Source organism: Streptomyces sp. NPDC051211 (assembly GCF_040689505.1).
GTDB lineage: Bacteria > Actinomycetota > Actinomycetes > Streptomycetales > Streptomycetaceae > Streptomyces.
Genome location: NZ_JBFBAV010000040.1, coordinates 39,479 through 65,610, shown reverse-complemented (window position 1 = coordinate 65,610; position 26,132 = coordinate 39,479). Strand labels below are relative to the sequence as shown.

Here is a 26,132-nt window from a genome sequence, read left to right as displayed (position 1 = left end):
ACTGGGGCTCCGCCCCAGACCCCGCGCCTCAAACGCCGGCGGGGCTGGAATGTGCTGCGCACATCCAGCCCGCGCGGCGTTTGAGCGCACGGGCGGGGTGGGGAAGGCCCCGCGCAGCGGCTACTTCTCGGTGACTCCGGCCGAGTCGAACGTGGCGACCTCGTGCATCGCGCGCGCAGCACTCTGCACCAGCGGAAGGGCCAGCAGCGCCCCGGTCCCCTCGCCGAGGCGGAGGTCCAGATCGACCAGCGGGCGCAGGCCCAGCTTGTTCAGGGCGGCGACGTGGCCGGGCTCGGCGCTGCGGTGGCCCGCGATGCAGGCGGACAGGGACTCCGGGGCGATGGCGCGGGCCACCAGCGCGGCCGCTCCGGCGCTGACGCCGTCCAGGATGACCGGCGTACGGAGCGAGGCGGCGCCGAGGATCAGGCCGACCATCGCCGCGTGCTCCAGCCCGCCGATGGCGGCGAGCACGCCGATCGGGTCGGCCGGGTCGGGCCGGTGCAGTTCCAGCGCCCGCCGGACCACGTCGACCTTGCGGGCGTGCGTCTCGTCGTTGATGCCGGTGCCGCGCCCGGTGACCTCCGCCGGGTCGACCCCGGTGAACACCGAGATCAGGGCCGCGGACACGGTGGTGTTCGCGATCCCCATCTCGCCGGTGAGCAGGCCCTTGTTGCCGGCGGCCACCAGATCGCGGGCGGTCTCGATGCCCACCTCGATGGCGGCGACGGCCTCTTCGCGGCTCATCGCCGGTCCGGTGACCATGTCGGCGGTGCCGGGGCGCACCTTGCGCGGGAGCAGGCCCGGGGTGGCCGGGAGGTCGCCGGCGACGCCCACGTCGATGACGCAGACCTCGGCGCCGACCTGGTTGGCGAAGGCGTTGCAGACGGCGCCGCCGCCCAGGAAGTTGGCCACCATCTGGGAGGTGACCTCCTGCGGCCACGGGGTCACGCCCTGGGCGTGCACTCCGTGGTCACCGGCGAAGATGGCGACCGCGGCCGGCTCCGGGATCGGCGGCGGGGAGACCCGGGAGAGGCCGGACAGCTGCGCGGAGATGATTTCCAGCATGCCGAGCGCCCCGGCGGGCTTCGTCATGCGCTTCTGCCGCTCCCAGGCCTCGCCGAGCGCCTTGGCGTCCAGCGGGCGGATGCTGCCGACGGTCTCGGCGAGCAGGTCGTGCGGCTCCTCGCCGGGCAGGGCGCGGCGGCCGTAGGTCTCCTCGTGGACCACCCAGGACAGCGGGCGGCGCTTGGACCAGCCGGCCTGCATCAGCTCGGGCTCGTCCGGGAACTCGTCCACGTAGCCGACGCAGAGGTAGGCGACCACTTCGAGGTGCTCGGGCAGGCCGAGGGCGCGGACCATCTCGCGCTCGTCGAAGAAGCTGACCCAGCCGACGCCGAGGCCTTCGGCGCGGGCGGCGAGCCAGAGGTTCTCGACGGCCAGGGCCGAGGAGTACGGGGCCATCTGCGGCTGGGTGTGCCGGCCGAGGGTGTGGCGGCCGCCGCGGGTGGGGTCGGCGGTGACCACGATGTTCACCGGGGTGTCGAGGATGGCCTCGATCTTCATTTCCTTGAACTGCTTCGCCCGGCCCTTGGGCAGGGACTTGGCGTACGCCTCCCGCTGGCGCTGGGCGAGCTCGTGCATGGTCCGCCGGGTCTCGGCGGACCGGATGACCACGAAGTCCCAGGGCTGGGAGTGGCCCACGCTGGGGGCGGTGTGCGCGGCTTCGAGGACTCGCAGCAGCACCTCGTGCGGGATGGGGTCGGTGCGGAAACCGTTGCGGATGTCGCGGCGCTCGCGCATGACGCGGAGTACGGCTTCCCGCTCGGCGTCGGCGTAGCCGGGGGCGGCCTCGCCCGGGGAGTGCTGCGGGACCTCCGCGACGGGCTCGGCGTTCTCGGCCGGCTCCGCGTACTCGGCCGCGGCGGCCGGCACGGGCTGCTGGGCCGGTTCGGCAGGGGCGGGCTGCTCGGCCGGAACCGGCTGCTCGGCCTGCCCGGCTTCGGCGGGGGCCGTCAGGTACGGGTCCGGGTCGAGGGGCCCGGTGACGGCGACGGCCTCGGCGGGCGCCGGCTCCACGAGGACGGGCTCCACGAGGGCAGGCTCGGCGAGGACGGGCTGGGGGGCGGCGACGGCTGCGGGCTCCGCCGCCGGGTCGACGGCCGGTGCGTCCGGTGCGTCCGGTGCATCCGGTACGGCCTGGTCCGGCAGACCGGCCGGTTCGGCGACGGCCTGCGGCTCCGGGGCGGAGTCGGGCGCGGGGGCCTCGGCCGCGGGCTGGGGTGCGGTTTCGACGACGACGGCCGCTGCGGCCGGCTCGGGCACGGCGCCGGCGGCGTCGGCGGCGTCGGCCGCTGCCTGGTCTCCGGTGTCCCCTGTCAGATCGAAGGCGGGGGCGGGCTCGGCCGGCTCCGCGATCTCGGCCGGGGCGGCCGGGCTCAGCGGGCTCTCGGCCTCGGCGGTCAGCGGCGGCTGCGGCTCGGCAGCGGGCTCCACGGCCACCGGGGCGGGGGCGGCGGGCACCGCCTCGGGGGCGATGTCGGCGGGCAGCAGGCCACCGGCTTCGGCCGCCGGTTCGACGGGCGCCTGCCCGGCCGGCACGGCAGAGCTCAGCAGACCGCCGGCTTCGGCGGCGGGCTGCGGCGCCACGGCAGGAGCGACCGCTGCCTCGGCGGCCGGCGCGACGGCGGGCTCGGCCACCGGCACCACGGCCGGCTCCGGGACGGCGGCGGGGTCCGCCGACCGCTCGGGCGACGCGGGCGAGGGCGCCGGCGCGGGCTCGGCGGCGGCAGCGGCCGGGAGCGGCTCCGCCATCGGCTGCTCCGGGGCCTGAACCACGGTTTCTGCAGGCTCGGCCACGGGCGCCGCCGGCCACGGGACGCCGGTCTGGACCGGGATGTCGAGGTACTCGGGGCCGGGCTGGGCCGCCGGAACGGGGGCGGGGACCGGGGCCGGGCCGCGGTCGGCCAGGGAGCGGACGACTCCGCCGGAGGCGTCCGGGACGGGCGGGCCCATGTGCAGCGGGCGCCGGGCCGGCGGGGCCGCCTGCGCGGCGGGGGCGGCGGGCGCCGGGGAAGCCAGGTGCAGGCCGCCGAGGTCGATGGCGCCGGAGTCCCGGCCGCCCGCCTCGTGCGCACCGTCCGTGTAGGGGGCCTCGGCGTAGCCGGGCTCCGCGTACGGCGCTTCGGCGTAGGGAGCTTCGGCGTACGGGGTTTCGGCGTACGGGGTTTCGGCGTAGCCCTCGACCGGGTACGTCGGCACCGGCGGGACCACCTGCGGGTCGCTCCAGGAACCCTGGCCGCTGGGCATCAGCAGCAGTTCGTCCTCATCCTCGCCGGGGTTGTCCGCGAGGTCCTGGAAGGCGTAGGCGCCCGGCGCCGGGATCGGCGCGGGGATGCCCTGCTGCTCCGCCATGCCCGCGTTGTCCGGAAGGCCCTCGCCCGGAACCTGGCCGGTGTCGGTCATGCGTACCCCTCGCCCATCGGTTGTGCTTCTCCGTCGCCCGGCGCCCGTAGGACCGGCCGAGCCCGGCAAGTCGAACGTGCGCGGTTGCCGGACGGCGCGAACACCTCACGCACCCCCGCCGCCGACAACCACTAAGCATTGTCGCGCCCGTTCGCCCCCGTGGCGGCCATTACCGCCCCGGTCCGCTGTGGACTGCGCCACGTCGCGCGTCCTCCGGTGCCGCCGTACTCCGAAGGTCGTGACGTCCTGGGCAGTACGACGATCGGCCAGCCTACCCGGGCGGCGTGGCTAGCGGGGCACGGGGCGGGTGGCGGCGAGCAGGAAGACCACCGACCGGTCCCGCTCGGCCCAGGTCGTGGTGTCGAGGCCGAGGGACTGGAGGAGGGCGCATTCCACCGCGTACCCGTGTCCGGTCAGGGCGCGTCCGATGGCCTCCGCTTCGTCGCGCGTGGAGGCGTGGGTGACGATCCGTTCGGGACGGCGGTCGGCGCAGGCCTCGACCACCGGGACTCCCCCGCCGCCGATGCGTACGACGTCGGGTTCGGGCAGGGATTCGAGGACGTGCGGGGCGGTGCCGTGCACGGTCTGGATCTGTACTCCGCGCTTTCGGGCGGCGGCAGTTGTGCGTTCGCAAGCGCCCGGGTCGGCGTCCACGGCGATGACGGCGGCGCCGAAGCCGGCCGCGTCCACGGCGAGGGCGCCGGAGCCGGAGCCGATGTCCCAGAGCAGGTCTCCGGTGCGCGGGCCGAGGCGGGCCAGCTGGGCCGCGCGCAGCTGCGCCGAGCCGCCCTCGGTGGAGGCCGGCCCGGGGTGGGCCCAGCCGCGGGGGGTGTCGGCCGGGGAGTGGCCGAGGAGCCAGCCGGCCTCGGTGGCGACCTGTCCGCCGCCGCCGATGACGATGACCACGTTGGGGTCTCGCCAGCTGTGGTCGGCCGCCTTGTCGGAGGTGAGAACGGTCACCTGTTCCCGGTCGGTGCCGAGTTCCTCGCAGATGACGAAGGTGCGGTGCACGCCTTCGAGGAGCAGGGCGAGTTCGGCGGGGCCGGCGCCGGGCGAGGTGAGGACGGCGACCTTGGAGTGGGCGCGGCAGACGTTGACGGCGCGGCGCAGGGTGCGGCGCTGGGCGACGACCACCTGGGCGTCGTCCCAGGGCATGCCGGCCCGGGCGAAGGCGGCGGCGACGGAGGAGACGGCGGGGACCACTTCCACTTCGAGGCCGTGTTCGGGCGCGCGGAGGGTGCGTACGACGCCGAAGAAGCCGGGGTCGCCGTCGGCGAGGACGACGGCGGTGCCGCGGTGGCCGGCGATGCGGCGGGCGGCGAGGCCGAGGCTGCCGAGCCGGATGCGTTCGGCGGTGGGCGGGACCTCGGGGAGGGCGAGGTGGTGGCCGGCGCCGGCCACCAGGGTGGCGGCGGAGAGCGCGGACCTGGCGGCCGCGGTGAGGGGCGATCCGTCCCAGCCGATCACCGTGACCCGGTCGGCCATCGTCGTCAGTCTCCAGATCCTGGGGTGGGGGGGAGGAGGCGTGGGCAAGTGAGACTACCCGGTGATCGGGTCAGTTCCAGTCGGTGGAGACGGCGTATCCGCCGGCTTCGGCCATCTGGCCTCCGTAGTCGTCCCCGTACTCGTCGAGGCCTTCGAGGTCCTCGGGGACCAGGCTCCAGACGATCAGGTCGGTGCGGGTGTCGGCCCACCGGCCGTCCTCGGTCTGGGTGCGCACTATCCAGGCGTTGCGCAGGACGCCTTCACTGATGCAACCGATCTTCTGGGCCACCTGCTGGGAGGCGGTGTTGTCGGCGGCGGTGCGCAGTTCGAGGCGTTCGAAGCCCTGGTCGCGGAAGAGCCACTGGGCGACGGCGAGGACGGACTCGCTGGCATAGCCCTCGCCGCGGGCCCAGGGGGCGGTGACGTAACCGACCTCGGTGGCGCGGGTGCGCCAGTTGGTGTTCTGGAGGTGGATGACGCCGACCAGGCGCTGGGTGAGGAACTCGGTGACGGCGAAGACGATGCCGCGGCCCTCGGTGCGTTCGGCGTGGGCGTGCCGGGTGGCCCACTTGTACGCGTCGGCGTGGGTGTAGGGGTGCGGGACGGAGGTCCAGGCGGTGACGAGTTCGTCGTTCATCATCTCGGTGAGCGCGGCGACGTCGCCTTCCTCGAACGGGCGCAGCACCAGCCGGTCCGTGCTGATGGAGACGTCCGGGAAGGTGGTAGTCATGCGCAGCTCCATGCCTGAGACGGTGGTGCGGGACCGTTTGTGCGGGCCTTAGAGCCACAGCATGCAGCATCGGCCCCGGGATGTGCATGGCCGGGCCCCGCGCCCCCGTTTCGGGGATGCGGGGCCGGTGCCGTGCGGTGCCGCGAAGGCGGCGGAGGTCAGGACTTCGGGGCGCCGAGGGCCGGGATGACCGAGCCGTCGTACTTGTCCTCGATGAACTTCTTGACCTCGGGCGAGTTCAGGAGCTTGGCGAGCTTCTGGATCCGCGGGTCGTTCTCGTTGCCCTTCTTCACGGCGAGGAAGTTGGCGTACGGGTTGCCCTCGGACTTCTCCAGGGCCAGGGCCTGCTCCTTGGGCTTGAGGTCGGCCTCGATGGCGTAGTTGCCGTTGATCACGGCGGCGTCGACCTCGCCGAGGGCGCGGGGCAGGGTGGCGGCCTCCAGCTCCTTGAACTTCAGGCCCTTGGCGTCGGTGATGTCGGAGAGCTTGGCGGTGGCGCCGACGCCGTCCTTGAGGGTGATGAGGCCGTTGTCCGCGAGCAGGTGGAGGGCGCGGCCCTCGTTGGTGTTGTCGTTGGGGACGGCGATGGTCTGGCCGGACTTGATGTCGGCCAGGGCCTTGGCCTTCTTGGAGTAGAGGCCGAGGGGCTCCAGGTGCACGTTGGCCACCGGGACGATGGTGGTGCCGTTCTTGGCGTTGAAGTCGTCGAGGTACGGCTTGTGCTGGAAGTAGTTCGCGTCGACCTGGCCGTCCTGGGTGGCCCTGTTGGGCAGGACGTAGTCGGTGAACTCCTTGACGTCCAGCTTGAGGCCTTCCTTGGCCGCCAGGTTGTCCTTGACGAACTTCAGGATGTCGGCGTGCGGGGTCGGGGAGGCCGCGATGACGAGGGCGGCGTTGGTGTCGGTCGTGCCGTCGGCCTTCTTGGCGGCCGGGTCGGAGGAGCTGCCGCAGGCGGTCAGGCCCAGGGCGAGCGCGGCGGATGCGGCGGCGACAGCGGTGACCTTGGTGTTCTTGCGCACGAAGAGTGCCTCTTTCTTGGTGGTGCGGACGTTGCCCGAGCACGACAAGTGCGGGCTGTGGGGTGGAGAAGTCTGGGGGCCGGGCCGGGCCGGTTCAGGCCGTCCGGCCGCGGCGGGCGAGCAGGCGCACCGCGCCGTCGCCGATCAGCTGAACGGCCGTCACGATCACGATCAGCAGGATGACCGTGGCGAGCATGAACTCGCTCTCGAAGCGCTGGTAGCCGTGGGTGATGGCGAGGCTGCCGAGGCCTTCGCCGCCGACGGCGCCGGCCAGGGCCGAGTAGCCGATGAGCGCGATGACGGTGGTGGTGAGTCCGGAGACCAGGGAGGGCAGGGACTGCGGGAGCAGCACCTTCCACACGAGGGTGGGGATGCCGCCGCCCATCGACTGGACGGCCTCGATCAGGCCGTGGTCGACTTCCCGGACGGAGGTCTCGACCAGGCGCGCGAAGAAGGGGATGGCGCCGATGGAGAGGGGCACGATCATCGCGGTGGGGCCGATGTAGGTCGGAATTCCGGTGAAGACGCCGATGACCCATGTGGTGACGGGGATGAGCCAGATCAGCAGGATGATGAACGGCATGGACCGGCCGATGTTCACGATCACGCCGAGGACCTTGTTGAAGGGACGGTTCTGCAGCAGTCCCCCCTTGTCGGTCAGGACGAGCAGGATGCCCAGCGGGAGGCCGCCGAGCACGGTGACCACGGTGGCCCACAGGACCATGTAGAGGGTGTCGTACGTGCCCTGGCTGAGCAGGGGCTCCATCTCGGACCAGGTCACTGGGCACCGTCCTTGGCGAGCTCGGTGGTGGCGGCGAGCTCGGTGAGCTCGGTGTCGGCGTCGACGACGTCGACCTGCAGGCCCTGCTCGCGCAGGAAGCCGACGGGCACCACGTTGTCCTCGTAGCGGCCGGGCAGTTCGATGCGCATGCGGCCGATCTGCCGGCCGCCGACGGTGTCCATGGCGGCACCCAGGATCGATATGTCGATGTTGTAGGTGCGGGCCAGTTGCGAGATGACCGGCTGGGTGGCGGTCTCGCCGTGGAAGGTGACGTCGACGACGGTGTGCTCGTCGGTGCTGGCGGCGCCGCTGAGCGGGAAGAGTTCGGCGGCGAGCTCGGAGCCGGGGGTGGCGAGCAGCTCGGAGACGGTGCCGGACTCGACGATCCGTCCCTTCTTCATCAGGGCCGCGGAGTCGCAGATGGTCTTGACGACGTCCATCTCGTGCGTGATGAGCAGGACGGTCAGGCCGAGCTGGCGGTTGAGGTCGCGCAGCAGCTGCAGGATGGAGCGGGTGGTCTCGGGGTCCAGGGCGCTGGTGGCCTCGTCGGAGAGGAGCACCTTGGGTTCGCCGGCCAGGGCGCGGGCGATGCCGACGCGCTGCTTCTGACCGCCGGACAGCTGGCCCGGGTAGGCCTTGGCCTTGTCGGCGAGGCCGACGAGGTCGAGGAGTTCCAGCGCCTTGCGGGAGCGCTCGCGGCCGGAGACGCCGAGGATCTCCAGGGGCAGCTCGATGTTGTCCTGGACGGTGCGCGAGGACAGCAGGTTGAAGTGCTGGAAGACCATGCCGATGCGGCTGCGGGCCTCGCGGAGTTCCTTGCCGGCGCGGCGGCTCTTGCCGGCCAGGGCGGTGAGGTCGAGTCCGTCGACGGTCACGGTGCCGGAGGTGGGGCGTTCCAGCAGGTTCACGCAGCGGATGAGCGAGGACTTGCCGGCGCCGCTCTGGCCGATGACTCCGTAGACCTCGCCCTCACGGACGTGGAGGTCCACGCCGTCCAGGGCGGTGACCTCGCGGCCACGGGACTGGTAGACCTTCGTGAGGCCCGATGTGGTGATCACAGGATTTCCGTCGCTGTCGAGTGCGCGGCGCGGACGTACGCCGGCACGGGGCAAACATCTGGGGGAACGCGGGCAGGAGCGGTCCGGGACACGGACGGGCTCGGCCCGGGTCTCGCTTCGGGGCGCGAGGCGTGCGGAGAAGGGGCCCTCAGAAGGCGCACATTCGACACATACAACGAGCACCGGGCGTCATCATCGCCTCGGTCGCAAGGGTGCGGCTGCTCGTCGTGGTCATGCGCCCCAGTAAAGCAGACGGTCCCCCTGACCGATCAGCGGCGTCCGCTATACGGACGGATTGTGGCCGCATAGCGGACAACAGCGAGCAGACCCGATCCCCCGTGCCTGAGGGCTCGGGGCGGCGGGCGAGCCCGGCCCCAGGGGTGCGCGCATCGGGTCTTTCGGCCCGTAATACCCTCGCTGCATGCTCGACGCCCTGACGATCGCCATCGGCGTGGCCGCCCTCGCCCTCGCCGCCTGGTGCGGATTCGCCGCCTACCGGGACCAGCCGACCAAGGACTGGCACTTCATCGGCATGGCCGTGGTGACCCTGCTGGTGCTGGTGCAGCTGGCGATCGGGCTGGTCAGGCTGGCGCAGGGCGAGAAGCCCGACGAGGGCGGCGTGATCTTCACGGCCTATCTGCTCGGCGCCTTCGCCTCGGTCCCGGCCGCCGGGCTGCTCAGCCTGAGCGAGCGCACCAAGTGGGGCTCCGTGACGGTGGCCGCCGGTGCGGTCGTCCTCGCCGTGCTCGAAGTACGGCTCCACGACATCTGGGGAGGCACCGGTGCCTGACACCACCACGGCGAAGGCCCCGGAGGGCGCGCGCGAGCGGCTGGTCTCCGGGCCCGGGCTGCTGCTGGTCTGGCTGTACGGGGTGATGGTGGTGGGCGCGGTCTCGCGCTCGATCTACCAGATCTCCACCGAGTTCGGCCGGGCGCCGCTGGCGTACGCGCTGTCCGGGGTCGCCGCGCTGGTCTATGCGTTCATCACGTACTCGCTGGTGCGCGGCGGGGAGACGGCCCGCAAGGCGGCGCTGTTCTGCTGCGCCGCCGAGCTGGCCGGTGTGCTGCTGGTCGGCACCTGGACCCTGGTCCGCCCGGACGTCTTCCCCGACGCGACGGTGTGGTCGGACTTCGGGATGGGCTACCTGTTCATCCCGGTGATCCTGCCGGTCACCGGGATGCTCTGGCTCAGGAAGGCGCGCGCCGCGGCAGGTCCTACGCGCTGACCGCGTAGTCGGCGGGGCGGGCGGCGTCCTTCTCCAGGATCACCAGTTCCACGCCGTCCGAGGCGGTGCGGCCGCCGACGGCGACGTAGCCGGCCTTGCGGTACAGCCGCAGGTTGGACTCGCTCTTGCGGCCGGTGTGCAGGCGGTAGCGGGTGGTCTCGGCGCGGCCGGCCAGCTCCTGTTCCACGGCGCGCAGCAGCCGGGCTCCCAGGCCGTGGCCCTGGAGCCGCGGGTGGACGCAGAGCTTGGCGATCTTGCCGGTGCCGTCCTCGTCGGTGGAGCCGCGGACCGTCCCGACCACCTCGTCGCCGAGCCGGGCCACCAGCACCGTGTCCGACTCGAGCTCCGCCTTGAGGGAGTCGAGGGACTGGGTGAGGGGCTGGATGCGGTAGTTGCCGTAGAGCTCGGCCTCGCTCTGGAAGGCCAGGTACTGGAGCTTGAAGATCTGCTCCGCGTCCTCGCCGGCCGCCGCCGAAATGGTCACGCTCATGCCCATGTGCGCACGCCTCCTGCTCACCCGGTAGCCCTGTGGTCTACCGCTCCCTTCCCCGCGGGCCGGGAGCCGCAACCTCTGCAGCCAGCATTCTGCGCAGACATCCCAGGCAACGGGAACGTACGGGCCCTAAACTTCCTTGTGAGATACCCAACTCTCCTGCGATTTCACGGTAGGTGAGGTCTCTTGGCGAAAGAAGTGCCCGGAGGAGCTCCGGGCAGCGTCCGGGCAATCGGGCTACCGCCGATCGGAGGGCCCGGTGCTGCTCCCGGTCGAGCAGGCGCTGTTCGAAGCCCGGTCCTTCGGGCTGTGCGCCGCCGACCAGGTCGGGCCGGTGCCCGTACGGGACCTCGCGGCGGGTGCGGCGCCGGGCGCGGCGGGCCTCGGCCCGGACGGCGCGGCGCAGCCAGCGGGCGGGTTCCACCGGTCGGGCCGGGCCTGATTCCAACAGGCGTACCCAGACGGCTTGTTCGAGGTCGGCCGGCTCCACTCCGGCGGCCGGGGCCTCTGCGGCCGCCTCCGCCGAGAGCAGCGGCCCGAGTTCCTTCACCAGGTCCATGCCGGGCGGGACGCGGCGGCCGCGGCCGGCGGTTTCCCGTCCGGCCGCGGCCCACCCGAAGGAGGGGTTCCGGTCAGTGGTTGACGGGGCGGCGGCCCGGGCGGAAGGCCTCGGCGGCGAGCAGCCCGGTGTCCGGGTTGTCGGTGAAGATCCCGTCGATGCCCTGTTCGAAGTAGCGGCGGTAGGCGCCGAAGACGTCCCCGTAGGCGGCCGGATCGGTGCCCTTGCGGAAGTCCGCGGGCAGGAAGTTGTTCTCGTTGCGTGCGGTCCAGGGGTGCAGGACCAGGCCGCAGGCGTGGGCGTCCCTCACCAGGGTGGTCGGCGTGCCGAGCTTGCCGCCGGAGTCCCTGGGGATGATCAGGTCGAGGGTGGGGCCGAGGCCCTGGGCGAAGCCGGAGATCCACTTCAGGCCCTCGGGGGTGACCAAGTCGGCCACCGTGCGCGGGTCCCCGGCCTGCTCGAAGTCCCAGGGGCGGGTGGTGGCGGCGGCCAGCAGGACCACGCGGGGCGAGGAGACCAGCCGGGCGAGCCGCTGCATGCTGGAGGGCTCGAAGGACTGGAGGAAAACCGCCGAGTCGCGGCGGTCGCGTCCGTAGCGGCGCAGCAGCTTGGCGAGGGGCTCCTCCAGGCCGAGGCCGAGGGCCCGGAAGTAACTCGGGTGCTTGGTCTCCACGTGCAGCCAGACCCGCTTGCCGCGGCGGCGGCCCTCGCGGTCGGCCCAGCGCAGCACCTCCTCGAAGGTGGGCACCTCCCAGCGGCCGTCGTAGAGGGTGTTGCGCTGCCGCAGGGCGGGGATGCGTTCCTTCGCGCGCAGGGTCTTGAGCTCGGCCAGGGTGAAGTCCTCGGTGAACCAGCCGGTCACCGGCACCCCGTCCACCGACTTGGTGGTGCGGCGGGAAGCGAACTCGGGGTGGTCGGCGACATCGGTGGTGCCGCCGATCTCGTTCTCGTGGCGGCACACCAGGTGGCCGTCCCGGGTGGGCACCAGGTCCTGCTCGACCACGTCGGCGCCGAGGTCGAGGGCCAGCTGGTAGGAGCCGAGGGTGTGCTCGGGGCGGTAGCCGCTGGCTCCGCGGTGCCCGATGACGGTGGGGTACGGCAGGTCCCGGTAGCCGCCGCGGTCACCGCGCCCGCCCTGGTTCTCCTGCTCGCCGCTGCCGCCGGCGGCGGCCGCGGGAGTCGCGCCCAGCCCCAGCGCGCTGCCGCCCGCCGCGAGCACGGCCGCCCCCAGTACCGTGCGCCGTGCTGCCCCGCCCTGTGTCATGAGATACGTCTCCCCATCGTCAGTAGGCACCGAGGCCCCGGGGTCTGAAGGGGCCATCGGGGCCAATGGCCCGAATCGGCCCGGCGATGGTAGGCACCGTGGGGTGTCCGGTGGGCGATGATGGAAGGAACATGGCGGAAACGTGCGTCAACACGACGTATCCATCTCGTGAACCCGATGTGCGCTCCGCCGTGACCCGCGAGTATCGTCCACACCTGCACTCGGGGCGCACCGCCGCGCCGCGGTGCGCACCCGCTTGTCGACGCCGGAGGGCTCACGTTGTTCCGTACCGCGCTCATCAAAGCCACTGTCGGACCCGTCATGCGCATGTTGTTCCGCACCCGGGTGGAGGGTGTGGAGAACATTCCCGGCAGCGGTCCGGTGATCCTCGCGGGCAACCACCTCACGTTCATCGACTCCATGATCCTCCCGCTGGTGTGCGACCGCACGGTCCACTTCATCGGCAAGGACGAGTACGTGACGGGCAAGGGCCTCAAGGGCCGGCTGATGGCCTGGTTCTTCACCGGCGCCGGCATGATCCCGGTCGACCGGGACGGCGCGAACGGCGGTGTCGCGGCGCTGATGACGGGCCGCCGGGTGCTGGAAGAGGGCAAGATCTTCGGCATCTACCCGGAGGGCACCCGCTCCCCCGACGGCCGCCTCTACCGCGGCCGCACCGGCATCGCCCGCCTCACGCTGATGACCGGCGCGCCGGTGGTCCCGTTCGCCATGATCGGCACCGACAAGCTCCAGCCGGGCGGCAAGGGCATGCCCCGGCCGGGCCGGGTCACCGTCCGCTTCGGCGAGGCGATGGAGTTCTCCCGCTACGAGGGCATGGACCGCGACCGCTATGTGCTGCGGGCGGTCACCGACTCGGTGATGGCGGAGGTCATGCGGCTGTCCGGCCAGGAGTACGTCGACATGTACGCGACCAAGGCGAAGGCGGCCTGAGCCGGGTCACTGGCGCCTGAGTGACCGGCTGACGCCCGCCGCCGTCGTGGTGGCCAGGATCCAGCCGGTGACGATCAGCAGGTACGAGAGCCACTGCTGCCAGCCGGCCGGTGCGAAGGCCTGTTCCTGCCCGAAGCCGATGATCGGCAGCATCAGGTCCAGGGTGTAGAAGACCGGGTTGAAGTCGGGGGCCTCGCCGGCCTTCAGCGGGCGCGGGTGCTTCAGCGCGTACGCGACCGAGCCGACGAGCAGCAGGGCCACCAGCCAGCCCGCGGCCCGCATCGGGCGGAAGCCGTAGCCGACGGTGGCGTCCTGGAGCAGGCCCCAGGAGCGGGTGTGCCGGGGCAGGGTGTGCCGGTGCCGGCGAAGTTTGGCGAACTGGACGGTGCGGGCGGCGGCCTCGTCGCCCACCGTGCGGTAGGCGGCCGCGAGCTGTTCGTAGGCGTACGGGAGATAGCCGTCCTCCTCCCGCTCCAGCAGTGGCAGCCGTTCCTCCGCCGGCAGGGTGGGGTGCAGCACCCGGTAGGTGAGCCCGTCCATGCGGACCACCGGAGGCCAGACGTCGGGCTCGGCGTAGAGCATGTCCAGCTGGCTGCGGCGCAGGTTGACGATTCCGTCGATGGTGGCGCACTTGCGGAGCCAGAACTCGCCGATGGTGGCGCTGCTGGCGCGCAGCGCCACGTTGCCGGGATTGGCCAGGCGGGCCCGGCTGAGAACGAGCTGGCCGGGGATGCGGGCTCCGGTGAGGTTGATCATGCCCTCGGCCTCCAGGCGGCTGCCGCGCAGGTCGGTGCCGACCGAGAGGGTCTCGGCGTGCAGGGCGACGTCACCGGGGTTGATCAGCCGGGCCCGGTCCAGGTTGATCTGGCCGGCCACGGTGGCGCCGTTGATGCGGAGCTGGCCGTGCACGGTGAGCCCGTGGGCGATGATGTCGGTGCCTATGTCGGCGTGGTTGAGCTGGAGCGGGGGCTCGTCGGCCTCGTCCGGGAGGCTGCCGGGCCGGATCACCGCGCCTTGGAGGAAGAGGCCGCCGGCGATCTTGGCGCCGGCCAGCCGGACGGGGCCGTTGATCCGGCAGCAGGAGAGCCGCAGCACCACCTCCACCCGGACGGTGGCGGCGGTGAGGCCGGGCAGGGTGGAGTCGCCGAGGACGACGGCGCGCAGCTGGGCTCCGTACATCATGGGCTTGCGCTCGAACCAGCAGCCGCGCAGCCGGATGGGGTGGTCGACCACGGCGTACTTGAGGTCGAGCTTGCCGCTGATCCTCGCCCCGTACAGCTTGAGGCCGGGGACCTGCCCGTCTTCGGCGGGCCCGCTGACCAGCAGGGTGCGCAGCACCTCGGCGCGTACGGTGCGGTCGGGTCCCCAGGCGGCTCCGTCCTCGGAATCCTCGTCGGGGCTCTGCCGGAAGTCGACGCCCTCGCCGCGCGGGAAGGCTTCCCACACGCGGCGCTCCGCCGGGGTCAGGTCGGTGATCTCCATCGCCGGGATGGTGTCGCGCCCGTGATCATGCTGTCAACTCGGGTCGCGACACCATCCCCTGGCGGTGCGTCAGTGCTCGATGCCGTCCTGGAGCTTCTGCCCGCGCAGCAGGAACCAGGCGGCCACGGCCGTGGCGAGCAGGACCGCCGCGCCGACGCCGGAGGCCAGCCGGAGTCCGTCCACGAACGCCTCCTGGGCCGCTGCGACCATGGTGTGGGCCGTCTGCGGATCCACCGCCCGGGCCGCCTCGACGGCCCCGCCGAGGGATTCGTGGGCCGCGGCGGCGACGTCGGCCGGCACCTGCGCCGGGGCGGTGAAGCCCTGGTAGACGCCGGTGACGATGGAGCCGAGCAGGGCGATGCCGAGGGCGGCGCCCAGCTCGTACGCCGTCTCGGAGACGGCCGATGCCGAACCGGCCTGCTCCTTGGGCACGCTGGAGAGGATCACGTCCGCGGTCACGGTGAAGGAGAAGCCGGCACCGAGGCCGACGAACAGCAGGGCGGCACCCAGCAGCGGGTAGCCGGTGTCCTGGTGGACCAGGGTGATCACGCCCAGCGCGAGGCCGATGGCCGCCAGACCGCCGGAGACGACGGCCCGTACCGAGTACTTGCGGGCGTACGTGCCCGCGACCAGGCCGGTGGCCACGGCGCCGATGGCGGCGGGCAGTTCGGCCAGGCCGGCCTCCAGCGGTTCCCGCCCCTGGACCAGCTGCAGGAACTGGGAGAGGAAGAAGACGAGCCCGGACAGGCCGAACACGGTGAGCAGGTCGGCGAGGACGGCGCCGGAGAACCCGCGGTGCCGGAAGAGCCGCATGTCGAGGAGCGGCGCGGTCAGGGTGAACTGGCGGCGGATGAAGGCGTAGAGGGTGGCGGCGCCGATCACGGCGGCGGCCCACACCTCCCAGGACGGGCCGTGGGTGGCGACTTCCTTGACGGCGTAGACGATGCCGATGATGCCGACGAGCGAGAGGCCGACGCTGAGCAGGTCCCAGGGGCCGCTGACCGGGTTCTTCGACTCGGGCAGCAGCTTGATGCCGACGAGCACCAGGACCAGCATCACGGGGAGGTTGATGAGGAAGACCGAACCCCAGTAGAAGTGCTGGAGCAGGGCTCCGCCGACGACCGGGCCGATGGCGGCGCCGGCCGAGGCGGTGGCGCCCCAGATGCCGATGGCGAGGCTGCGCTCCTTGGGGTCGTGGAAGATGTTTCGGATCAGCGCGAGGGTGGACGGCATCAGGGTCGCGCCGGCCACACCGAGCAGCGCCCGGGCCACGATCATCATCTCGGGGCTGGTCGCGTAGGCGTTGAGGACGGAGACGGCACCGAAGGCGGTCGCACCGACCAGCAGGAGCTTCTTGCGGCCGATCCGGTCACCGAGCGAGCCCATGGAGACGAGCAGGCCGGCGATGACGAAGGAGTAGATGTCGCCGATCCACAGCAGCTGGGTGCCGGACGGCTTGAGGTCCTCGGAGAGGGACGGGGTGGCGAGACCGAGCACGGTGGCGTCCACCGCGACCAGCAGCACGGCCAGGACGAGCACGGAGAGCGCGAGCCAGCGCCCGGGGCTCTTGACCTCCGTTCCCTTCGTGAGGCTCAACTGCTCGGTTCCGGTCATTTCTCCACACTCCGTCTTGCGCCACCGAGCAGCAGCTCGATGATCATGTATTGGAAGTCCTTGGCCGCGACCCGGCCGTCCATGACGGCCCAGGCGCAGGTGCCGATGAGGCCGTAGAGGGCCTCGGTGAGCCAGGCGGGGCTGAGGTCGATCCGGATGTCGCCCTCCTCTTGGCCGCGTTTGAACAGGGCCGAAACCCGGGCATCGAGCCGGGCCCAGCCCTCGTTGACCTGGTCGCCCTCGAAGAGCTGGTTCTCGGTGACGAGGAAGGCGAGCAGCTGGGCGTCGGGCTCGGCCTCGGCGACGAGCCGCTTGAGCGCGTCGACGGCGGAGCCGTCCCCCAGCCGCGCCCGGTCGAAGGCGCCCTCGAACTTCCGGATACCGAAGTCTTCGAGGGCGCGTACGAGTGCGTCGCGCCCGGCGAAGTGCCGGTGGAGGGTCGCCCGGCCGATTCCGGCGGCTTTGGCGACCTCGTCCATGGTGGCGGTCGATTTGCGGGAGAGCAGGGCGGCGGCAGCGCGGAGCACCTGGTCACGATCCATGGCCATGAGACAACCATACCCCAAATGAGACACCATTGTCTCATTTATAAATTCGGATGCCCCCGGGCGGCCGGAAAGGAAGCATGATCCGATGAAGCCACTGCTGCTGATCGACGTCGACGGGCCGCTGAACCCGTACGCCGCCAAGGCCCAGCGCCGCCCGGAGGGTTACACCACCCACCGGATGCGCCCGACCGGCTGGACGGACGGCAAGCCCCTGCGCGTCTGGCTCCATCCCGGCCACGGCCCGGAGCTGCTCGCGCTGGCGGATGCGTACGAGCTGGTGTGGGCCACCACCTGGAAGGACGAGGCCAACGACTGGATCGGCCCGCAGCTGGGGCTGCCGCGGCTGCCGTTCATCGACTGGCCGCAGATGCACGGCCGGGCGCCTGCCGGGACCTTCTGGAAGACCCGGTACATCCTCGAGTACGCCGGCCACCGCCCGTTCGCGTGGATCGACGACGACATCACGGCCATGGACCACGAGTACGTGGACCGGCACCATCCCGCCCGGGCGCTGCTGCGCTGCGTGGACGAGCGGATCGGGCTGACCCGGGCGGACTTCGACGCGCTCGGGGACTGGGCGGCCCAGTGCGGGGCGGGTGAGCGGGTGAGCGGGTGAGGGGTGTCGGGGTGAGGGTCGGGAGAATGCCGCAGGGGCGGCTGGGGCCCGTCCGCCCCTGCCGCCCCTGCGGACGTCCGGTTACTGCTTGTGCGCGGCCCAGGCGTGCTGGATGACCAGGTCCGCCTTCAGCTCGGTGAGCTGGACCGCCACCGCGGACGGGGCCGTGCCGCCCCGGCCGTTGCGGGACGCGAGGGCGCCCGGGACGTTGAGGACCGTACGCACCTCGGGCGTCAGGTGCTCGGAGATCTTCGCGAACTGGTCGTCCGTGAGCTGGTCGAGTTCGATGCCCTCGGCCTCGCAGACCTTCACGCACTCGCCCGCGACCTCGTGCGCCACCCGGAACGGCACGCCCTGCTTGACCAGCCATTCGGCGATGTCGGTGGCGAGCGAGAAGCCGGCCGGGGCGAGCTCCTCCATCCGCTCGCGGTTGACCGTGAGGGTCGCCATCATGCCGGTGAAGGCCGGCAGCAGGACCTCGAGGGTGTCGCAGGAGTCGAAGACCGGCTCCTTGTCCTCCTGGAGGTCCCGGTTGTAGGCGAGCGGGAGCGCCTTCAGCGTCGCGAGCAGGCCGGTGAGGTTGCCGATCAGGCGGCCGGACTTGCCCCGGGCCAGCTCCGCGATGTCCGGGTTCTTCTTCTGCGGCATGATCGAGGAGCCCGTGGAGAACGCGTCGTGCAGGGTCACGAAGGAGAACTCCTTCGTGTTCCAGATGATGATCTCCTCGGCGATCCGGGACAGGTTGATCCCGATCATCGCGGTGATGAAGGCGAACTCGGCGACGAAGTCGCGGGAGGCCGTGCCGTCGATGGAGTTGCCCACCGAGCCCCGCTCGAAGCCCAGGTCCGCGGCGACCGCCTCCGGGTCCAGACCCAGCGAGGAGCCGGCCAGGGCGCCCGAGCCGTACGGGGAGACGGCGGTCCGGGTGTCCCACTGCCGCAGCCGCTCCGCGTCCCGGGACAGCGACTGGACGTGCGCCAGCACGTGGTGGGCGAAGAGCACGGGCTGGGCGTGCTGGAGGTGGGTCCGGCCGGGCATCGCCACGTCCGAATGCGCCTCGGCCAGGCCCACCAGCGCATCCTGGAGGTCGGCGATCAGGCCGCCGACGATCCGGGCGTGGTCGCGCAGGTACATCCGGAAGAGGGTGGCCACCTGGTCGTTGCGGGACCGGCCGGCCCGCAGCTTGCCGCCGAGGTCGGGGCCGAGCCGCTCCAGCAGGCCGCGCTCCAGCGCGGTGTGCACGTCCTCGTCGGCGATGGTGCCGGTGAAGGAGCCGTCGGCCACGTCGGCCTCCAGCCGGTCCAGGCCGGCGATCATGCGGTCGAGCTCGTCGGCCGTCAGCAGGCCCGCCTTGTGGAGCACGCGCGCATGGGCGCGGGAGCCGGCGATGTCGTACGGCGCCAGCCGCCAGTCGAAGTGGACCGACGCGGACAGCTTCGCGAGGGCCTCGGCGGGACCGTCGGCGAACCGACCGCCCCAGAGCCGGACGTCACCGTTGTTGCTGCTCACTGCTGTGCTCCTCAGGAGGGTGCTGCTGTGCCTTGGATGCCATGGCCTCCCCGCCATTGCACAACGGGGAGGCGATGGGTTCAACGTTCAGGGGTTACGCGAGGTCGTACGGGGGGCCGTACGGGCGTTGCGCGGTCCGCGGTCCGCGGTCCGCGTCAGGCTCCGCCTGCCAGGTCACGCCGTGCGGCGATCTTCGACGAGAGGGCGAAGATGTCGATGAAGCCCTGCGCCTTCGACTGGTCGAAGGTGTCGCCGGTGTCGTAGGTGGCGAGGTTGAAGTCGTAGAGCGACGAGTCGGACTTCCGGCCGGTGACGACGGCGCGGCCGCCGTGCAGGGTCATCCGGATGTCGCCGGTGACGTGCTGGTTGGCCTCGTTGATGAAGCCGTCCAGGGCCCGCTTGAGCGGGGAGAACCACAGGCCGTCGTAGACGAGCTCGCCCCAGCGCTGCTCGACCTGCCGCTTGTAGCGGGCCAGCTCGCGCTCGACGGTGACGTTCTCCAGCTCCTGGTGGGCGGCGATCAGCGCGATCGCGCCCGGGGCCTCGTACACCTCACGGGATTTGATGCCGACGAGCCGGTCCTCGACCATGTCGATCCGGCCGATGCCCTGGGCGCCGGCCCGCTCGTTGAGCTGCTGGATGGCCTGGAGGACGGTGACGGGCCTGCCGTCGATGGCGACCGGGACGCCCTCCTCGAAGGAGATGACGACCTCGTCGGCCTCCCGCGGGGTGGCGGGGTTCGCGGTGTACTCGTAGACGTCCTCGATCGGCGCGTTCCAGATGTCCTCCAGGAAGCCCGTCTCGACGGCCCGGCCGAAGACGTTCTGGTCGATGGAGTACGGGGACTTCTTGGTGGTCGCGATCGGGAGCTGCTTCTCCTCGCAGAAGGCGATGGCCTTGTCCCGGGTCATCGCGTAGTCGCGGACCGGGGCGATGCACGTGAGGTCCGGGCCGAGGGCCTGGATGCCGGCCTCGAAGCGGACCTGGTCGTTGCCCTTGCCGGTGCAGCCGTGCGCGACGGTGCCGGCGTTGTGCTTCTTCGCGGCGGCGACCAGGTGCTTGACGATGGCCGGCCGGGAGAGGGCGGAGACCAGCGGGTAGCGGTCCATGTAGAGGGCGTTTGCCTTGATCGCCGGGAGGCAGTACTCGTCGGCGAACTCGTCCTTGGCGTCGGCGACCTCGGCCTCGACCGCACCGCAGGCGAGCGCGCGCTTGCGGATGACGTCCAGGTCTTCGCCACCCTGGCCGACGTCCACCGCGACGGCGATGACCTCGGCGCCCGTCTTCTCGGCGATCCAGCCGATGGCGACTGAGGTGTCCAGGCCGCCTGAGTAGGCGAGTACGACGCGCTCGGCCACGGAGGTCTCCTTACGGTGCAATCACTGACAGGCATAACTATGCATGCCTCCGTATGTTTCGTCAATCGACCCCGATCGAGGTGTCAGTACCGGCTGCCAAGATCGCCGCATGAACCACGGAACCCCGGGAAACCCGCTTCAGGGAGTGGACGAACACCCCTGGCACGCCACCTCGCACGCCTACGGACCGGCCGATGACCTGATGGACCTGCTGCGCGCGCTCGCCTCCGAGGACCCGGACATGATCAGGAAGGCCGTGTCCGAGCTGTACGGGAACGTCATCCACCAGGGCACCGTCTACGCCGCGAGCGTCGAGGTAGTCCCGTTCCTGGCCCGGCTGGCCGCGGCCGGTCACGCGACCGCCGATCTGGTGCAACTGCTGGGCGACCTCGCGGAGAGCGAGGACGAGCACGGGGTCGCGCCGGGGGCGGTCCGGGCGGCCGTCGCCGCCGAGCTGCCGCTGCTGCTGCCGCTCCTCGACGCCGAGGAGGCCGGGGTACGGGGGAGCGCCGCCTGGGCGATCGGGCAGACGCGGGCCGAGGGCGCGGCGCCGGCCGCGCTGCGGCGCCGCTGGGAGCGGGAGACCGAGCCGCTCGTACGGGCCGAACTGCTCGGCGCCCTGGCCCGGTCGGCCCCGGCTGCCGCAACGGCGCTGGCCGGGACCGTCCTCGGGGCGGAGCAGCCGGGTGAGCTGCGGATGGCTGCCGTGTTCGTCCTCCTGGACGGCGGGGCGGCCTGGAGTCCCGCCCTGCACGACACCGTTCTGTCGCTGCTGCCCGCCGACCCGTGGGTCGCCGACCGGTACGACCTGGACCGGCGCGAGCCCCTGCACGCCATCACCGAGGCCCTGCTGTACCGGGGCACGGCCGGGGAGCGGGAGGCCGCCCTGTCCCTGATCTGCGCGGCGCTCGCCGATCCGCGGCCGGAGGTGCGGTCCGAGGGCCGGTGGGCGGCCGAGCACGCCTGCCACCTCTCGCGCAGTGCGCCCGCGCTGCTGGCGCCGGTGGTGGTGGAACTGGCGGGCCGCCCGGACACCGGGGAGGAGGTGCTGGGACTGCTGCGGAAGCTCGGTCCGTGGGCGGCGGCCGCGGCACCGCTGTTGGCTGCCCGCATCACGGCCGCGGACGGCCCGGCCCGGCAGACCGATCAGTCCCGGCACACCGATCCCACCCAGCACACCGATCCCACGCTGCCCGCCGATCCCGCGCCGGCCGCCGATCCCGCGCTGCCGGCCGATCTCGTCGACCGGATGCTGGCGGCCCTGGTCACCCTCGACCCGGAGCGGGCGGCGCCGCTGCTCGCCCGCCGGTTCGAGCGGTCACCCCGGGCGTTGGAGGCGGCGGCCGGCCTGGAGGCGGCGGAGGACGCGGCGTTCCCCTGCCCGCCCGAGCTGCTGGACGCGGTCCGGGCGCGACTGGCCGACCCCGGCCTGTCCGGGAACGAGCCGTGGCGGCTGGCCCACCTGCTGCGCGGCTGGGGTGTCCGGGGAGCGGCCGCCCTGCCCGAGCTGTACGCGGCCCTGCCCCGCTTCCCGGGGGTGCTCGCCGGGGTGGTCGCGGCCGTCTGCCCGGACACGCACGCGGACCGCGGGGCGGCGTCCGACCGGCTGCGCGAGGCGGCCGCAGCCGGTGACCTCGACGGCCGGCTGGCGGCCGCCCGGGCCCTGCACGGCCTGTCCGGCGAGACGGGTCCGCTGCTCGAGGTGCTCGGGCAGCGGCTGTCGGGCGGGGCCCACGCGGTGGGTGCGGCCGCGGTGGTGGCCGGTGAGCTCGGCCCGGCGGCGGCCCCACTCGTGCCCGCCCTGCGCGACCGGCTCCGCCGCCCCGACCCGGCCGGCACCACCCCCGAGCTGGACGCGGACGTGGCGGTGGCCACCGCCCTGTGGCAGATCGGCGGGGACTCCGCCGAGGCGGTGGCGGTGCTGGACCGGGTGCTCGCGGCCTCCGAGGCCGAGTCCTGGTTCAGCTGGACGGCCATCCGTGCGGCCCGGTCCGCCGCCCTGCTGGGGCCCGCCGCCCGGCCGCTGCGGTCCCGGCTCGAAGCGATGCTGCACCACCCGGAACAGGCGCCGGCCGCCGTACTGGCCCTGCTGGCAGCGGACTCCGCCGGTCCGGACCGAGGCGCACTGGCCGAAGCCGCCCTGGCGGCCGCCGAGTGGGGAGCCGGCCCGGAGGCCCTGACCGCCCTGACCGCCCTCGGCCCGTCCGCAGCCACCCCGGCCCGCCTCGACCGGCTGTCGACCCTGGCCGACGGCGACCGCCGGGTACCCCGCACCGCACTGGAACACCAGCTCATCCCGGCCGACGAACGCTTCCGCACCCAGGCCCGGGAAACCCTGGCCGCACTGGGCGGCGCCACCCGCTAGGGGGTAGCCCTGCGACGTACCCGCAAGGTTGGCGGCGCCGCGTGGCTCGCCGCGCCGGAGGTGGGTCGGCGGACCGGTGTGCGGAGAGGCGGGCGGGGTTCCCGGGCCGCCGGGGAAAATCGGCGGCCGCAGCCAGAGCCGCCGGTTTACCGTTGCCGCAGGTCAGAGGCGAGGAGGGACTCATGGGCGACACCGAGAGGCTGCGGGCCGGGCGGGAGGGGGTCGAGCGGTTGCTGGCCGGGGAGGCGCTGGAGCAGGTGCTCGATCCCGCGGACCCGGTCGCATGGACGGCGCTCGATGCCGGGGTGCGGGCCCTCCAGTGGTGGCAGTACGAGGACGGCGGCTCCCTCGGCGCGCGGCTGCGCGCCCGGCCGGAGACCGCGCTGTGCCATGCCGACGGCCGGGTCCGGCAGCTGGCCCTCGCCGCGGCGCAGGCCGACCGGCGGCTGCTGCCGCTGGCCGTCATCCGGTGCGCCGACTGGGCGGAACCGGTCCGGGTGCGGGCCCGCCGGATCTTGCGCGCCGCGCTCACCGCGGACCCCGCGGACACGCTGCGCCGGCTGACCCCGCTCGTGCTGCGCCTGGGCGGGCGCGACCACGGCTCCTGGGCACGCAGCCTCTTCGAGGAGTCCCTGGCTGCGGCCCCGGACGGGCTGCTGGCCGAGCTCCGTCGCGGACCGGACGCGCAGACCCGGCGGCTGGCCGGCCGGATCACCCTCGACCGGGGACTGTTCGACGCGGCGGAGCTGGCCCGGCAGGCCACCGCCGAAACCGACCCCGCGCTCCAGCGGCTGTGGACGGAGGCGGCGCTCGCCGCCCTGGCCGCCGACGGCCCGGACGACCGGGTCGTCGACACCCTGCTCGGTGCCCGTTCGGCACGGGTGCGGGCGGCCGGGGTGACCGCCCTGCGGCGGGCCGGCCGGGCCGCCGAGGGCGCCGCCCACCTCGGCGACCGGTCGGCCGCGGTACGGTCCTGCGCCCGCTGGCTGGTGCGGCAGCACGGCGGCGATCCGCGCGGCCACTACCTCGTGGAGCTGGCCCGGCATCCGCGGCCGGGCATCCTGGCCGGGCTCGCCGAATGCGGTGAGCGGCAGGACGCGGACGTGCTGCGCGAGCTGCTCGCGCACGACGAGGGGGCGGTGCGGGCGGCCGCCGTCGCCGGGCTGCGCGCCCTCGATGCCGCGCGCGTGGCCGACGTACGGCCGCTGCTGGACGATCCGTCACCGGCCGTGGCCCGCGAGGCGGTACGGGCCCTGCGGCCCTGGGCGGACCGGCTGGCCGCCGGTGCGCTGGCCGAACGCCTCGCCGCGGACCGCCCCGCACACACCCGGCGGGCCGCGTTCAAGCTGCTCCGGGCACAGGGCGGGATGCCCCGGCTGCGGGCCGCCGTGGGGCTGCTCACCGATCCGGAACCGCGCCTGCGAGGGCTCGCCGTGGCGGACGTACGGGGCTGGGACTGGCAGCACAGCCTGCGTGTGGAGGGAGCCGGACTCGGTGAACTGGCGGAGCTGCTGCAACGGTCCGCACCGGCCTTCGACGACTACGAACTGGCACTGCGCCGCAGCCGAATGGGACTCGGGAGCGATCTCGGGGAGTGAAACAATCGGCTCATGGGAAAAATCCACGAACGGATAGACGGCCGGCTGCGGGAGTTCATCGAATCCCAGCCGGTGTTCTTCACCGCGACCGCCCCGCTCTCCGGTGACGGGCACGTGAACCTCTCGCCCAAGGGCCGGGCCGGGACCCTCGTCGTCATCGACGAGAAGACTCTCGCCTACCTGGACTTCGGCGGCAGCGGCGCCGAAACCATCGCGCACGTACGGGAGAACGGCCGCATCACACTCATGTGGTGCGCGTTCTCCGGGCCCCCGAACATCGTCCGGGTGCACGGCGAGGGCGAGGCCGTGTTCCGGGACGACCCCCGGTGGCCGGAGCTGATCGGACTGTTCGGGGAGGCCGACGGGCCGGCCGCCCGGGCCGTCATCCTGGTGCACGCCCGCCGGATCTCGGACACCTGCGGGTACGCGGTGCCCTTCATGGAGTACGAGAGCGAGCGCACCCTGCACGCCGAGTACTTCGGCCGCAAGACGGACGAGGAGTTCGCGGCGTACTGCGAAAAGAAGGACCATGTGGCGCAGTCCCTGGACGGCCTGCCTGCACTGCCACTGCCCCTTCCACCGCGTACCGTCTGACATGTGATCAGATCGGTTGCTGCTCTGGCCCTCGCCCTCGTCACCGCCCTCCTGCCGCCCGCTCCCGCGCCCGCTCCGCCGCTGCCCGCCCGGATGGCCCACACCGGTGGCGGCAGCCAGCTGATCACCGCGGTCGCGCCCGCCGCCGGGTCCACCACCGGGCGGCTGACCTGGTGGGACCTGCGGGGCGGCCGCTGGATCAGGGCGGGCAGCACCAAGGCCCGGTTCGGCGCGAAGGGGCTGACCGAGGGGACCACCCGCCGGCAGGGCACCAACACCACCCCGGCCGGCCTGTACGAGCTGCCGTACGCCTTCGGGATCCGGCGGGCCCCGGCCGGGACGGCGTACCGCTACCGGCCCGTGCGGGCCGACTCCTGGTGGTGCCAGGACAACGCCTCGACCGCGTACAACCGGTGGGTGGAACCGCTGCCGGCGGACTGCGCGCCCGGCGAGGCCGAGCACCTGGTGACGTACGGGAAGCAGTACGCGCACGCCCTGGTCATCGGGTTCAACTACGAGCGGCCGGTCCGGGGGCGCGGAGCCGGGATCTTCCTGCACGTCAACGGGGAGGGGCCGACGGCCGGTTGCGTGTCGGTGCCGGAGCGGGCCATGCGGAGGATCCTGCGCTGGGCGGACCCCCGGCGGCGCCCGCACATCGCGGTGGGTACGGAGTCGGGGCCGCTGGCGATCACCCGTTCCTAGGGCGCCGCGTCCAAAAACGGCCCGGGCCGCGCCTTGGCGCCGGCGGCTGCGGCGGGCGGGGCTTCCGGGTCCGCCGTCCGAGCCGGTGGCTGCGTTCCACCCGGCGGCGGGTCCGCTCGTCCAGGGCGGCGAGCGCCGGGTGCTCCTGCCGCATGCAGTACACGCGCAGCCGGTCGGGGTCGCCGGGGCGCGGCAGCCGCTCCCAGAGCGGCAGGCTGTAGCAGATCAGGAACACCCCGAGGGCGGTTCCCGCCCCGGCCGCCCACTGCCCGGCGCCGTTCTCCGTACTCCTTGTCGCGCTGGTCGATCCGGCCGAGCATCACGGGCTTGGGATGCCGTCGACGCACGGCCTCCGTCAGGGCGGCGGGTATGGGATGCGCGGGGGTCCGGCCCCGGGCCCCCGCGCCCTCGCCCTCGTCGTCGCCCTCGCAGTCGCCCTCCTCGAGCCGGAGCGCGCAGTGGCCGTCGATCCGTATGAGTCCGGCGAGCAGCAGCTCGGCCGCCGCCGCCTCCGCGTCCTTGTGCCGCTCGGTCGCGGCGAAGTACGGGTCGACCTCGGTGGCGAGCCGCGCCTCGATCCGGCGCGGCACGGTGACCCGGCGCCGGTGGAAGGCGCCGAGCGTCCCGTACACGGCCGCCGTGACCGGCAGCACGGCGAGGAAGAGGGCGACGTGGTCCATGCCCGAAGGCTACGGGCGGTCGCCGACAACGCCCTTGG

23 protein-coding genes are annotated in these 26,132 nt (G+C 73.0%); 8 read left to right on the top strand and 15 right to left on the bottom strand.

What is annotated here, in order from left to right; translation table 11 throughout:
- Positions 1–120: 120 nt before the first annotated feature.
- The 6 genes from cobT to AB0447_RS29185 form a co-directional block, all read right to left on the bottom strand.
- Complete coding sequence (gene cobT, locus AB0447_RS29210; protein WP_366479825.1) at positions 121–3,462, bottom strand: nicotinate-nucleotide--dimethylbenzimidazole phosphoribosyltransferase; 3,342 nt, start codon at positions 3,460–3,462, stop codon at positions 121–123.
- A 288-nt stretch (positions 3,463–3,750) separates the two neighbouring features.
- The gene (gene cbiE / locus AB0447_RS29205) at positions 3,751–4,947 is read right to left on the bottom strand and encodes a precorrin-6y C5,15-methyltransferase (decarboxylating) subunit CbiE (protein ID WP_366479824.1); all 1,197 of its coding nucleotides are present in this window, start codon (positions 4,945–4,947) and stop codon (positions 3,751–3,753) included.
- A 70-nt stretch (positions 4,948–5,017) separates the two neighbouring features.
- Positions 5,018–5,677 (bottom strand): GNAT family N-acetyltransferase, encoded by a 660-nt coding sequence (locus tag AB0447_RS29200; protein ID WP_366479823.1) that lies wholly within the window; start codon positions 5,675–5,677, stop codon positions 5,018–5,020.
- A gap of 158 nt (positions 5,678–5,835) precedes the next feature.
- Positions 5,836–6,696 carry a MetQ/NlpA family ABC transporter substrate-binding protein gene (locus AB0447_RS29195; protein ID WP_366479822.1) on the bottom strand — a complete coding sequence of 287 codons (861 nt, stop codon included), beginning with the start codon at positions 6,694–6,696 and terminating at the stop codon, positions 5,836–5,838.
- A 94-nt stretch (positions 6,697–6,790) separates the two neighbouring features.
- Positions 6,791–7,477, bottom strand: coding sequence for a methionine ABC transporter permease (locus AB0447_RS29190; protein WP_366479821.1), 687 nt, complete (start codon positions 7,475–7,477; stop codon positions 6,791–6,793).
- Complete coding sequence (locus tag AB0447_RS29185; protein ID WP_366479820.1) at positions 7,474–8,535, bottom strand: ATP-binding cassette domain-containing protein; 1,062 nt, start codon at positions 8,533–8,535, stop codon at positions 7,474–7,476. Before AB0447_RS29185 ends, AB0447_RS29190 begins: the two co-directional genes overlap by 4 nt.
- Positions 8,536–8,956: 421 nt before the next feature.
- On the opposite strand from AB0447_RS29185, the gene AB0447_RS29180 reads away from it, so the two are divergent.
- Complete coding sequence (locus AB0447_RS29180; protein WP_366479819.1) at positions 8,957–9,325, top strand: hypothetical protein; 369 nt, start codon at positions 8,957–8,959, stop codon at positions 9,323–9,325.
- The gene (locus AB0447_RS29175) at positions 9,318–9,761 is read left to right on the top strand and encodes a hypothetical protein (protein WP_366479818.1); all 444 of its coding nucleotides are present in this window, start codon (positions 9,318–9,320) and stop codon (positions 9,759–9,761) included. The genes AB0447_RS29180 and AB0447_RS29175 overlap by 8 nt, the downstream gene beginning before the upstream one ends.
- Here the strand turns inward: AB0447_RS29175 and AB0447_RS29170 are convergent.
- The 3 genes from AB0447_RS29170 to AB0447_RS29160 all read right to left on the bottom strand — a co-directional run bounded on the left by AB0447_RS29170 (position 9,751) and on the right by AB0447_RS29160 (position 12,077).
- Positions 9,751–10,257, bottom strand: a complete 507-nt coding sequence (locus tag AB0447_RS29170; RefSeq protein ID WP_366479817.1) for a GNAT family N-acetyltransferase — start codon at positions 10,255–10,257, stop codon at positions 9,751–9,753. The two genes, AB0447_RS29175 and AB0447_RS29170, sit on opposite strands and share 11 nt — an antisense overlap.
- A 37-nt stretch (positions 10,258–10,294) precedes the next feature.
- A complete protein-coding gene (locus tag AB0447_RS29165) occupies positions 10,295–10,813 on the bottom strand; it encodes a sigma-70 family RNA polymerase sigma factor (protein ID WP_366479816.1) in 519 nt (172 codons plus the stop codon).
- Between the two features lie 73 nt (positions 10,814–10,886).
- Positions 10,887–12,077 carry a glycerophosphodiester phosphodiesterase gene (locus tag AB0447_RS29160; protein WP_366479815.1) on the bottom strand — a complete coding sequence of 397 codons (1,191 nt, stop codon included), beginning with the start codon at positions 12,075–12,077 and terminating at the stop codon, positions 10,887–10,889.
- Positions 12,078–12,398: 321 nt separating this feature from the next.
- Between AB0447_RS29160 and AB0447_RS29155 the strand changes: the two genes are divergently transcribed.
- Positions 12,399–13,028 (top strand): lysophospholipid acyltransferase family protein, encoded by a 630-nt coding sequence (locus AB0447_RS29155; protein ID WP_366479814.1) that lies wholly within the window; start codon positions 12,399–12,401, stop codon positions 13,026–13,028.
- Between the two features lie 6 nt (positions 13,029–13,034).
- Here the strand turns inward: AB0447_RS29155 and AB0447_RS29150 are convergent, their stop codons facing one another.
- The 3 genes from AB0447_RS29150 to AB0447_RS29140 all read right to left on the bottom strand — a co-directional run bounded on the left by AB0447_RS29150 (position 13,035) and on the right by AB0447_RS29140 (position 16,672).
- A complete protein-coding gene (locus AB0447_RS29150) occupies positions 13,035–14,510 on the bottom strand; it encodes a membrane-associated oxidoreductase (protein WP_366479813.1) in 1,476 nt (491 codons plus the stop codon).
- A gap of 69 nt (positions 14,511–14,579) precedes the next feature.
- Positions 14,580–16,124 (bottom strand): MFS transporter, encoded by a 1,545-nt coding sequence (locus tag AB0447_RS29145; protein WP_366479812.1) that lies wholly within the window; start codon positions 16,122–16,124, stop codon positions 14,580–14,582.
- A complete protein-coding gene (locus AB0447_RS29140; protein ID WP_366479811.1) occupies positions 16,121–16,672 on the bottom strand; it encodes a helix-turn-helix domain-containing protein in 552 nt (183 codons plus the stop codon). Before AB0447_RS29140 ends, AB0447_RS29145 begins: the two co-directional genes overlap by 4 nt.
- An 85-nt stretch (positions 16,673–16,757) precedes the next feature.
- Here AB0447_RS29140 and AB0447_RS29135 point away from each other — a divergent pair, with 85 nt between their 5' ends.
- A complete protein-coding gene (locus tag AB0447_RS29135; RefSeq protein ID WP_366479810.1) occupies positions 16,758–17,288 on the top strand; it encodes an HAD domain-containing protein in 531 nt (176 codons plus the stop codon).
- An 81-nt stretch (positions 17,289–17,369) separates the two neighbouring features.
- On the opposite strand, the gene argH is transcribed toward AB0447_RS29135, so the two are convergent.
- A complete protein-coding gene (gene argH, locus AB0447_RS29130) occupies positions 17,370–18,797 on the bottom strand; it encodes an argininosuccinate lyase (protein ID WP_366479809.1) in 1,428 nt (475 codons plus the stop codon).
- 155 nt (positions 18,798–18,952) lie between these two features.
- A complete protein-coding gene (locus tag AB0447_RS29125) occupies positions 18,953–20,155 on the bottom strand; it encodes an argininosuccinate synthase (RefSeq protein WP_366479808.1) in 1,203 nt (400 codons plus the stop codon).
- 109 nt (positions 20,156–20,264) lie between these two features.
- Between AB0447_RS29125 and AB0447_RS29120 the strand changes: the two genes are divergently transcribed.
- From AB0447_RS29120 to AB0447_RS29105, 4 genes are all read left to right on the top strand, one after another.
- A complete protein-coding gene (locus tag AB0447_RS29120) occupies positions 20,265–22,520 on the top strand; it encodes a hypothetical protein (protein WP_366479807.1) in 2,256 nt (751 codons plus the stop codon).
- A 182-nt stretch (positions 22,521–22,702) separates the two neighbouring features.
- Positions 22,703–24,118: a hypothetical protein gene (locus tag AB0447_RS29115; protein WP_366479806.1), complete on the top strand. Its 1,416-nt coding sequence runs from the start codon at positions 22,703–22,705 to the stop codon at positions 24,116–24,118.
- A 12-nt stretch (positions 24,119–24,130) separates the two neighbouring features.
- A complete protein-coding gene (locus AB0447_RS29110) occupies positions 24,131–24,712 on the top strand; it encodes a pyridoxamine 5'-phosphate oxidase family protein (protein WP_366479805.1) in 582 nt (193 codons plus the stop codon).
- A 24-nt stretch (positions 24,713–24,736) separates the two neighbouring features.
- Entirely contained in the window at positions 24,737–25,414 is a 678-nt protein-coding gene (locus AB0447_RS29105) for a L,D-transpeptidase family protein (protein ID WP_366479827.1), read from the top strand.
- On the opposite strand, the gene AB0447_RS29100 is transcribed toward AB0447_RS29105, so the two are convergent.
- The gene (locus tag AB0447_RS29100) at positions 25,411–26,094 is read right to left on the bottom strand and encodes a hypothetical protein (protein ID WP_366479804.1); all 684 of its coding nucleotides are present in this window, start codon (positions 26,092–26,094) and stop codon (positions 25,411–25,413) included. The two genes, AB0447_RS29105 and AB0447_RS29100, sit on opposite strands and share 4 nt — an antisense overlap.
- Positions 26,095–26,132 lie beyond the last annotated feature (38 nt).

Excerpts from the sequence above, each read along its gene's own strand:
- cbiE (WP_366479824.1), bottom strand. The coding sequence starts at position 4,947 with ATGGCCGACCGGGTCACGGTGATCGGCTGGGACGGATCGCCCCTCACC.
- cobT (WP_366479825.1), bottom strand. The coding sequence starts at position 3,462 with ATGACCGACACCGGCCAGGTTCCGGGCGAGGGCCTTCCGGACAACGCG.
- AB0447_RS29100 (WP_366479804.1), bottom strand. The coding sequence starts at position 26,094 with ATGGACCACGTCGCCCTCTTCCTCGCCGTGCTGCCGGTCACGGCGGCC.
- AB0447_RS29150 (WP_366479813.1), bottom strand. The coding sequence starts at position 14,510 with ATGGAGATCACCGACCTGACCCCGGCGGAGCGCCGCGTGTGGGAAGCC.
- AB0447_RS29145 (WP_366479812.1), bottom strand. The coding sequence starts at position 16,124 with ATGACCGGAACCGAGCAGTTGAGCCTCACGAAGGGAACGGAGGTCAAG.
- AB0447_RS29135 (WP_366479810.1), top strand. The coding sequence starts at position 16,758 with ATGAAGCCACTGCTGCTGATCGACGTCGACGGGCCGCTGAACCCGTAC.
- AB0447_RS29155 (WP_366479814.1), top strand. The coding sequence starts at position 12,399 with ATGCGCATGTTGTTCCGCACCCGGGTGGAGGGTGTGGAGAACATTCCC.
- AB0447_RS29120 (WP_366479807.1), top strand. The coding sequence starts at position 20,265 with ATGAACCACGGAACCCCGGGAAACCCGCTTCAGGGAGTGGACGAACAC.
- AB0447_RS29170 (WP_366479817.1), bottom strand. The coding sequence starts at position 10,257 with ATGGGCATGAGCGTGACCATTTCGGCGGCGGCCGGCGAGGACGCGGAG.
- AB0447_RS29165 (WP_366479816.1), bottom strand. The coding sequence starts at position 10,813 with ATGGACCTGGTGAAGGAACTCGGGCCGCTGCTCTCGGCGGAGGCGGCC.
- AB0447_RS29115 (WP_366479806.1), top strand. The coding sequence starts at position 22,703 with ATGGGCGACACCGAGAGGCTGCGGGCCGGGCGGGAGGGGGTCGAGCGG.
- AB0447_RS29200 (WP_366479823.1), bottom strand. The coding sequence starts at position 5,677 with ATGACTACCACCTTCCCGGACGTCTCCATCAGCACGGACCGGCTGGTG.
- AB0447_RS29180 (WP_366479819.1), top strand. The coding sequence starts at position 8,957 with ATGCTCGACGCCCTGACGATCGCCATCGGCGTGGCCGCCCTCGCCCTC.
- AB0447_RS29160 (WP_366479815.1), bottom strand. The coding sequence starts at position 12,077 with ATGACACAGGGCGGGGCAGCACGGCGCACGGTACTGGGGGCGGCCGTG.
- AB0447_RS29110 (WP_366479805.1), top strand. The coding sequence starts at position 24,131 with ATGGGAAAAATCCACGAACGGATAGACGGCCGGCTGCGGGAGTTCATC.
- AB0447_RS29140 (WP_366479811.1), bottom strand. The coding sequence starts at position 16,672 with ATGGCCATGGATCGTGACCAGGTGCTCCGCGCTGCCGCCGCCCTGCTC.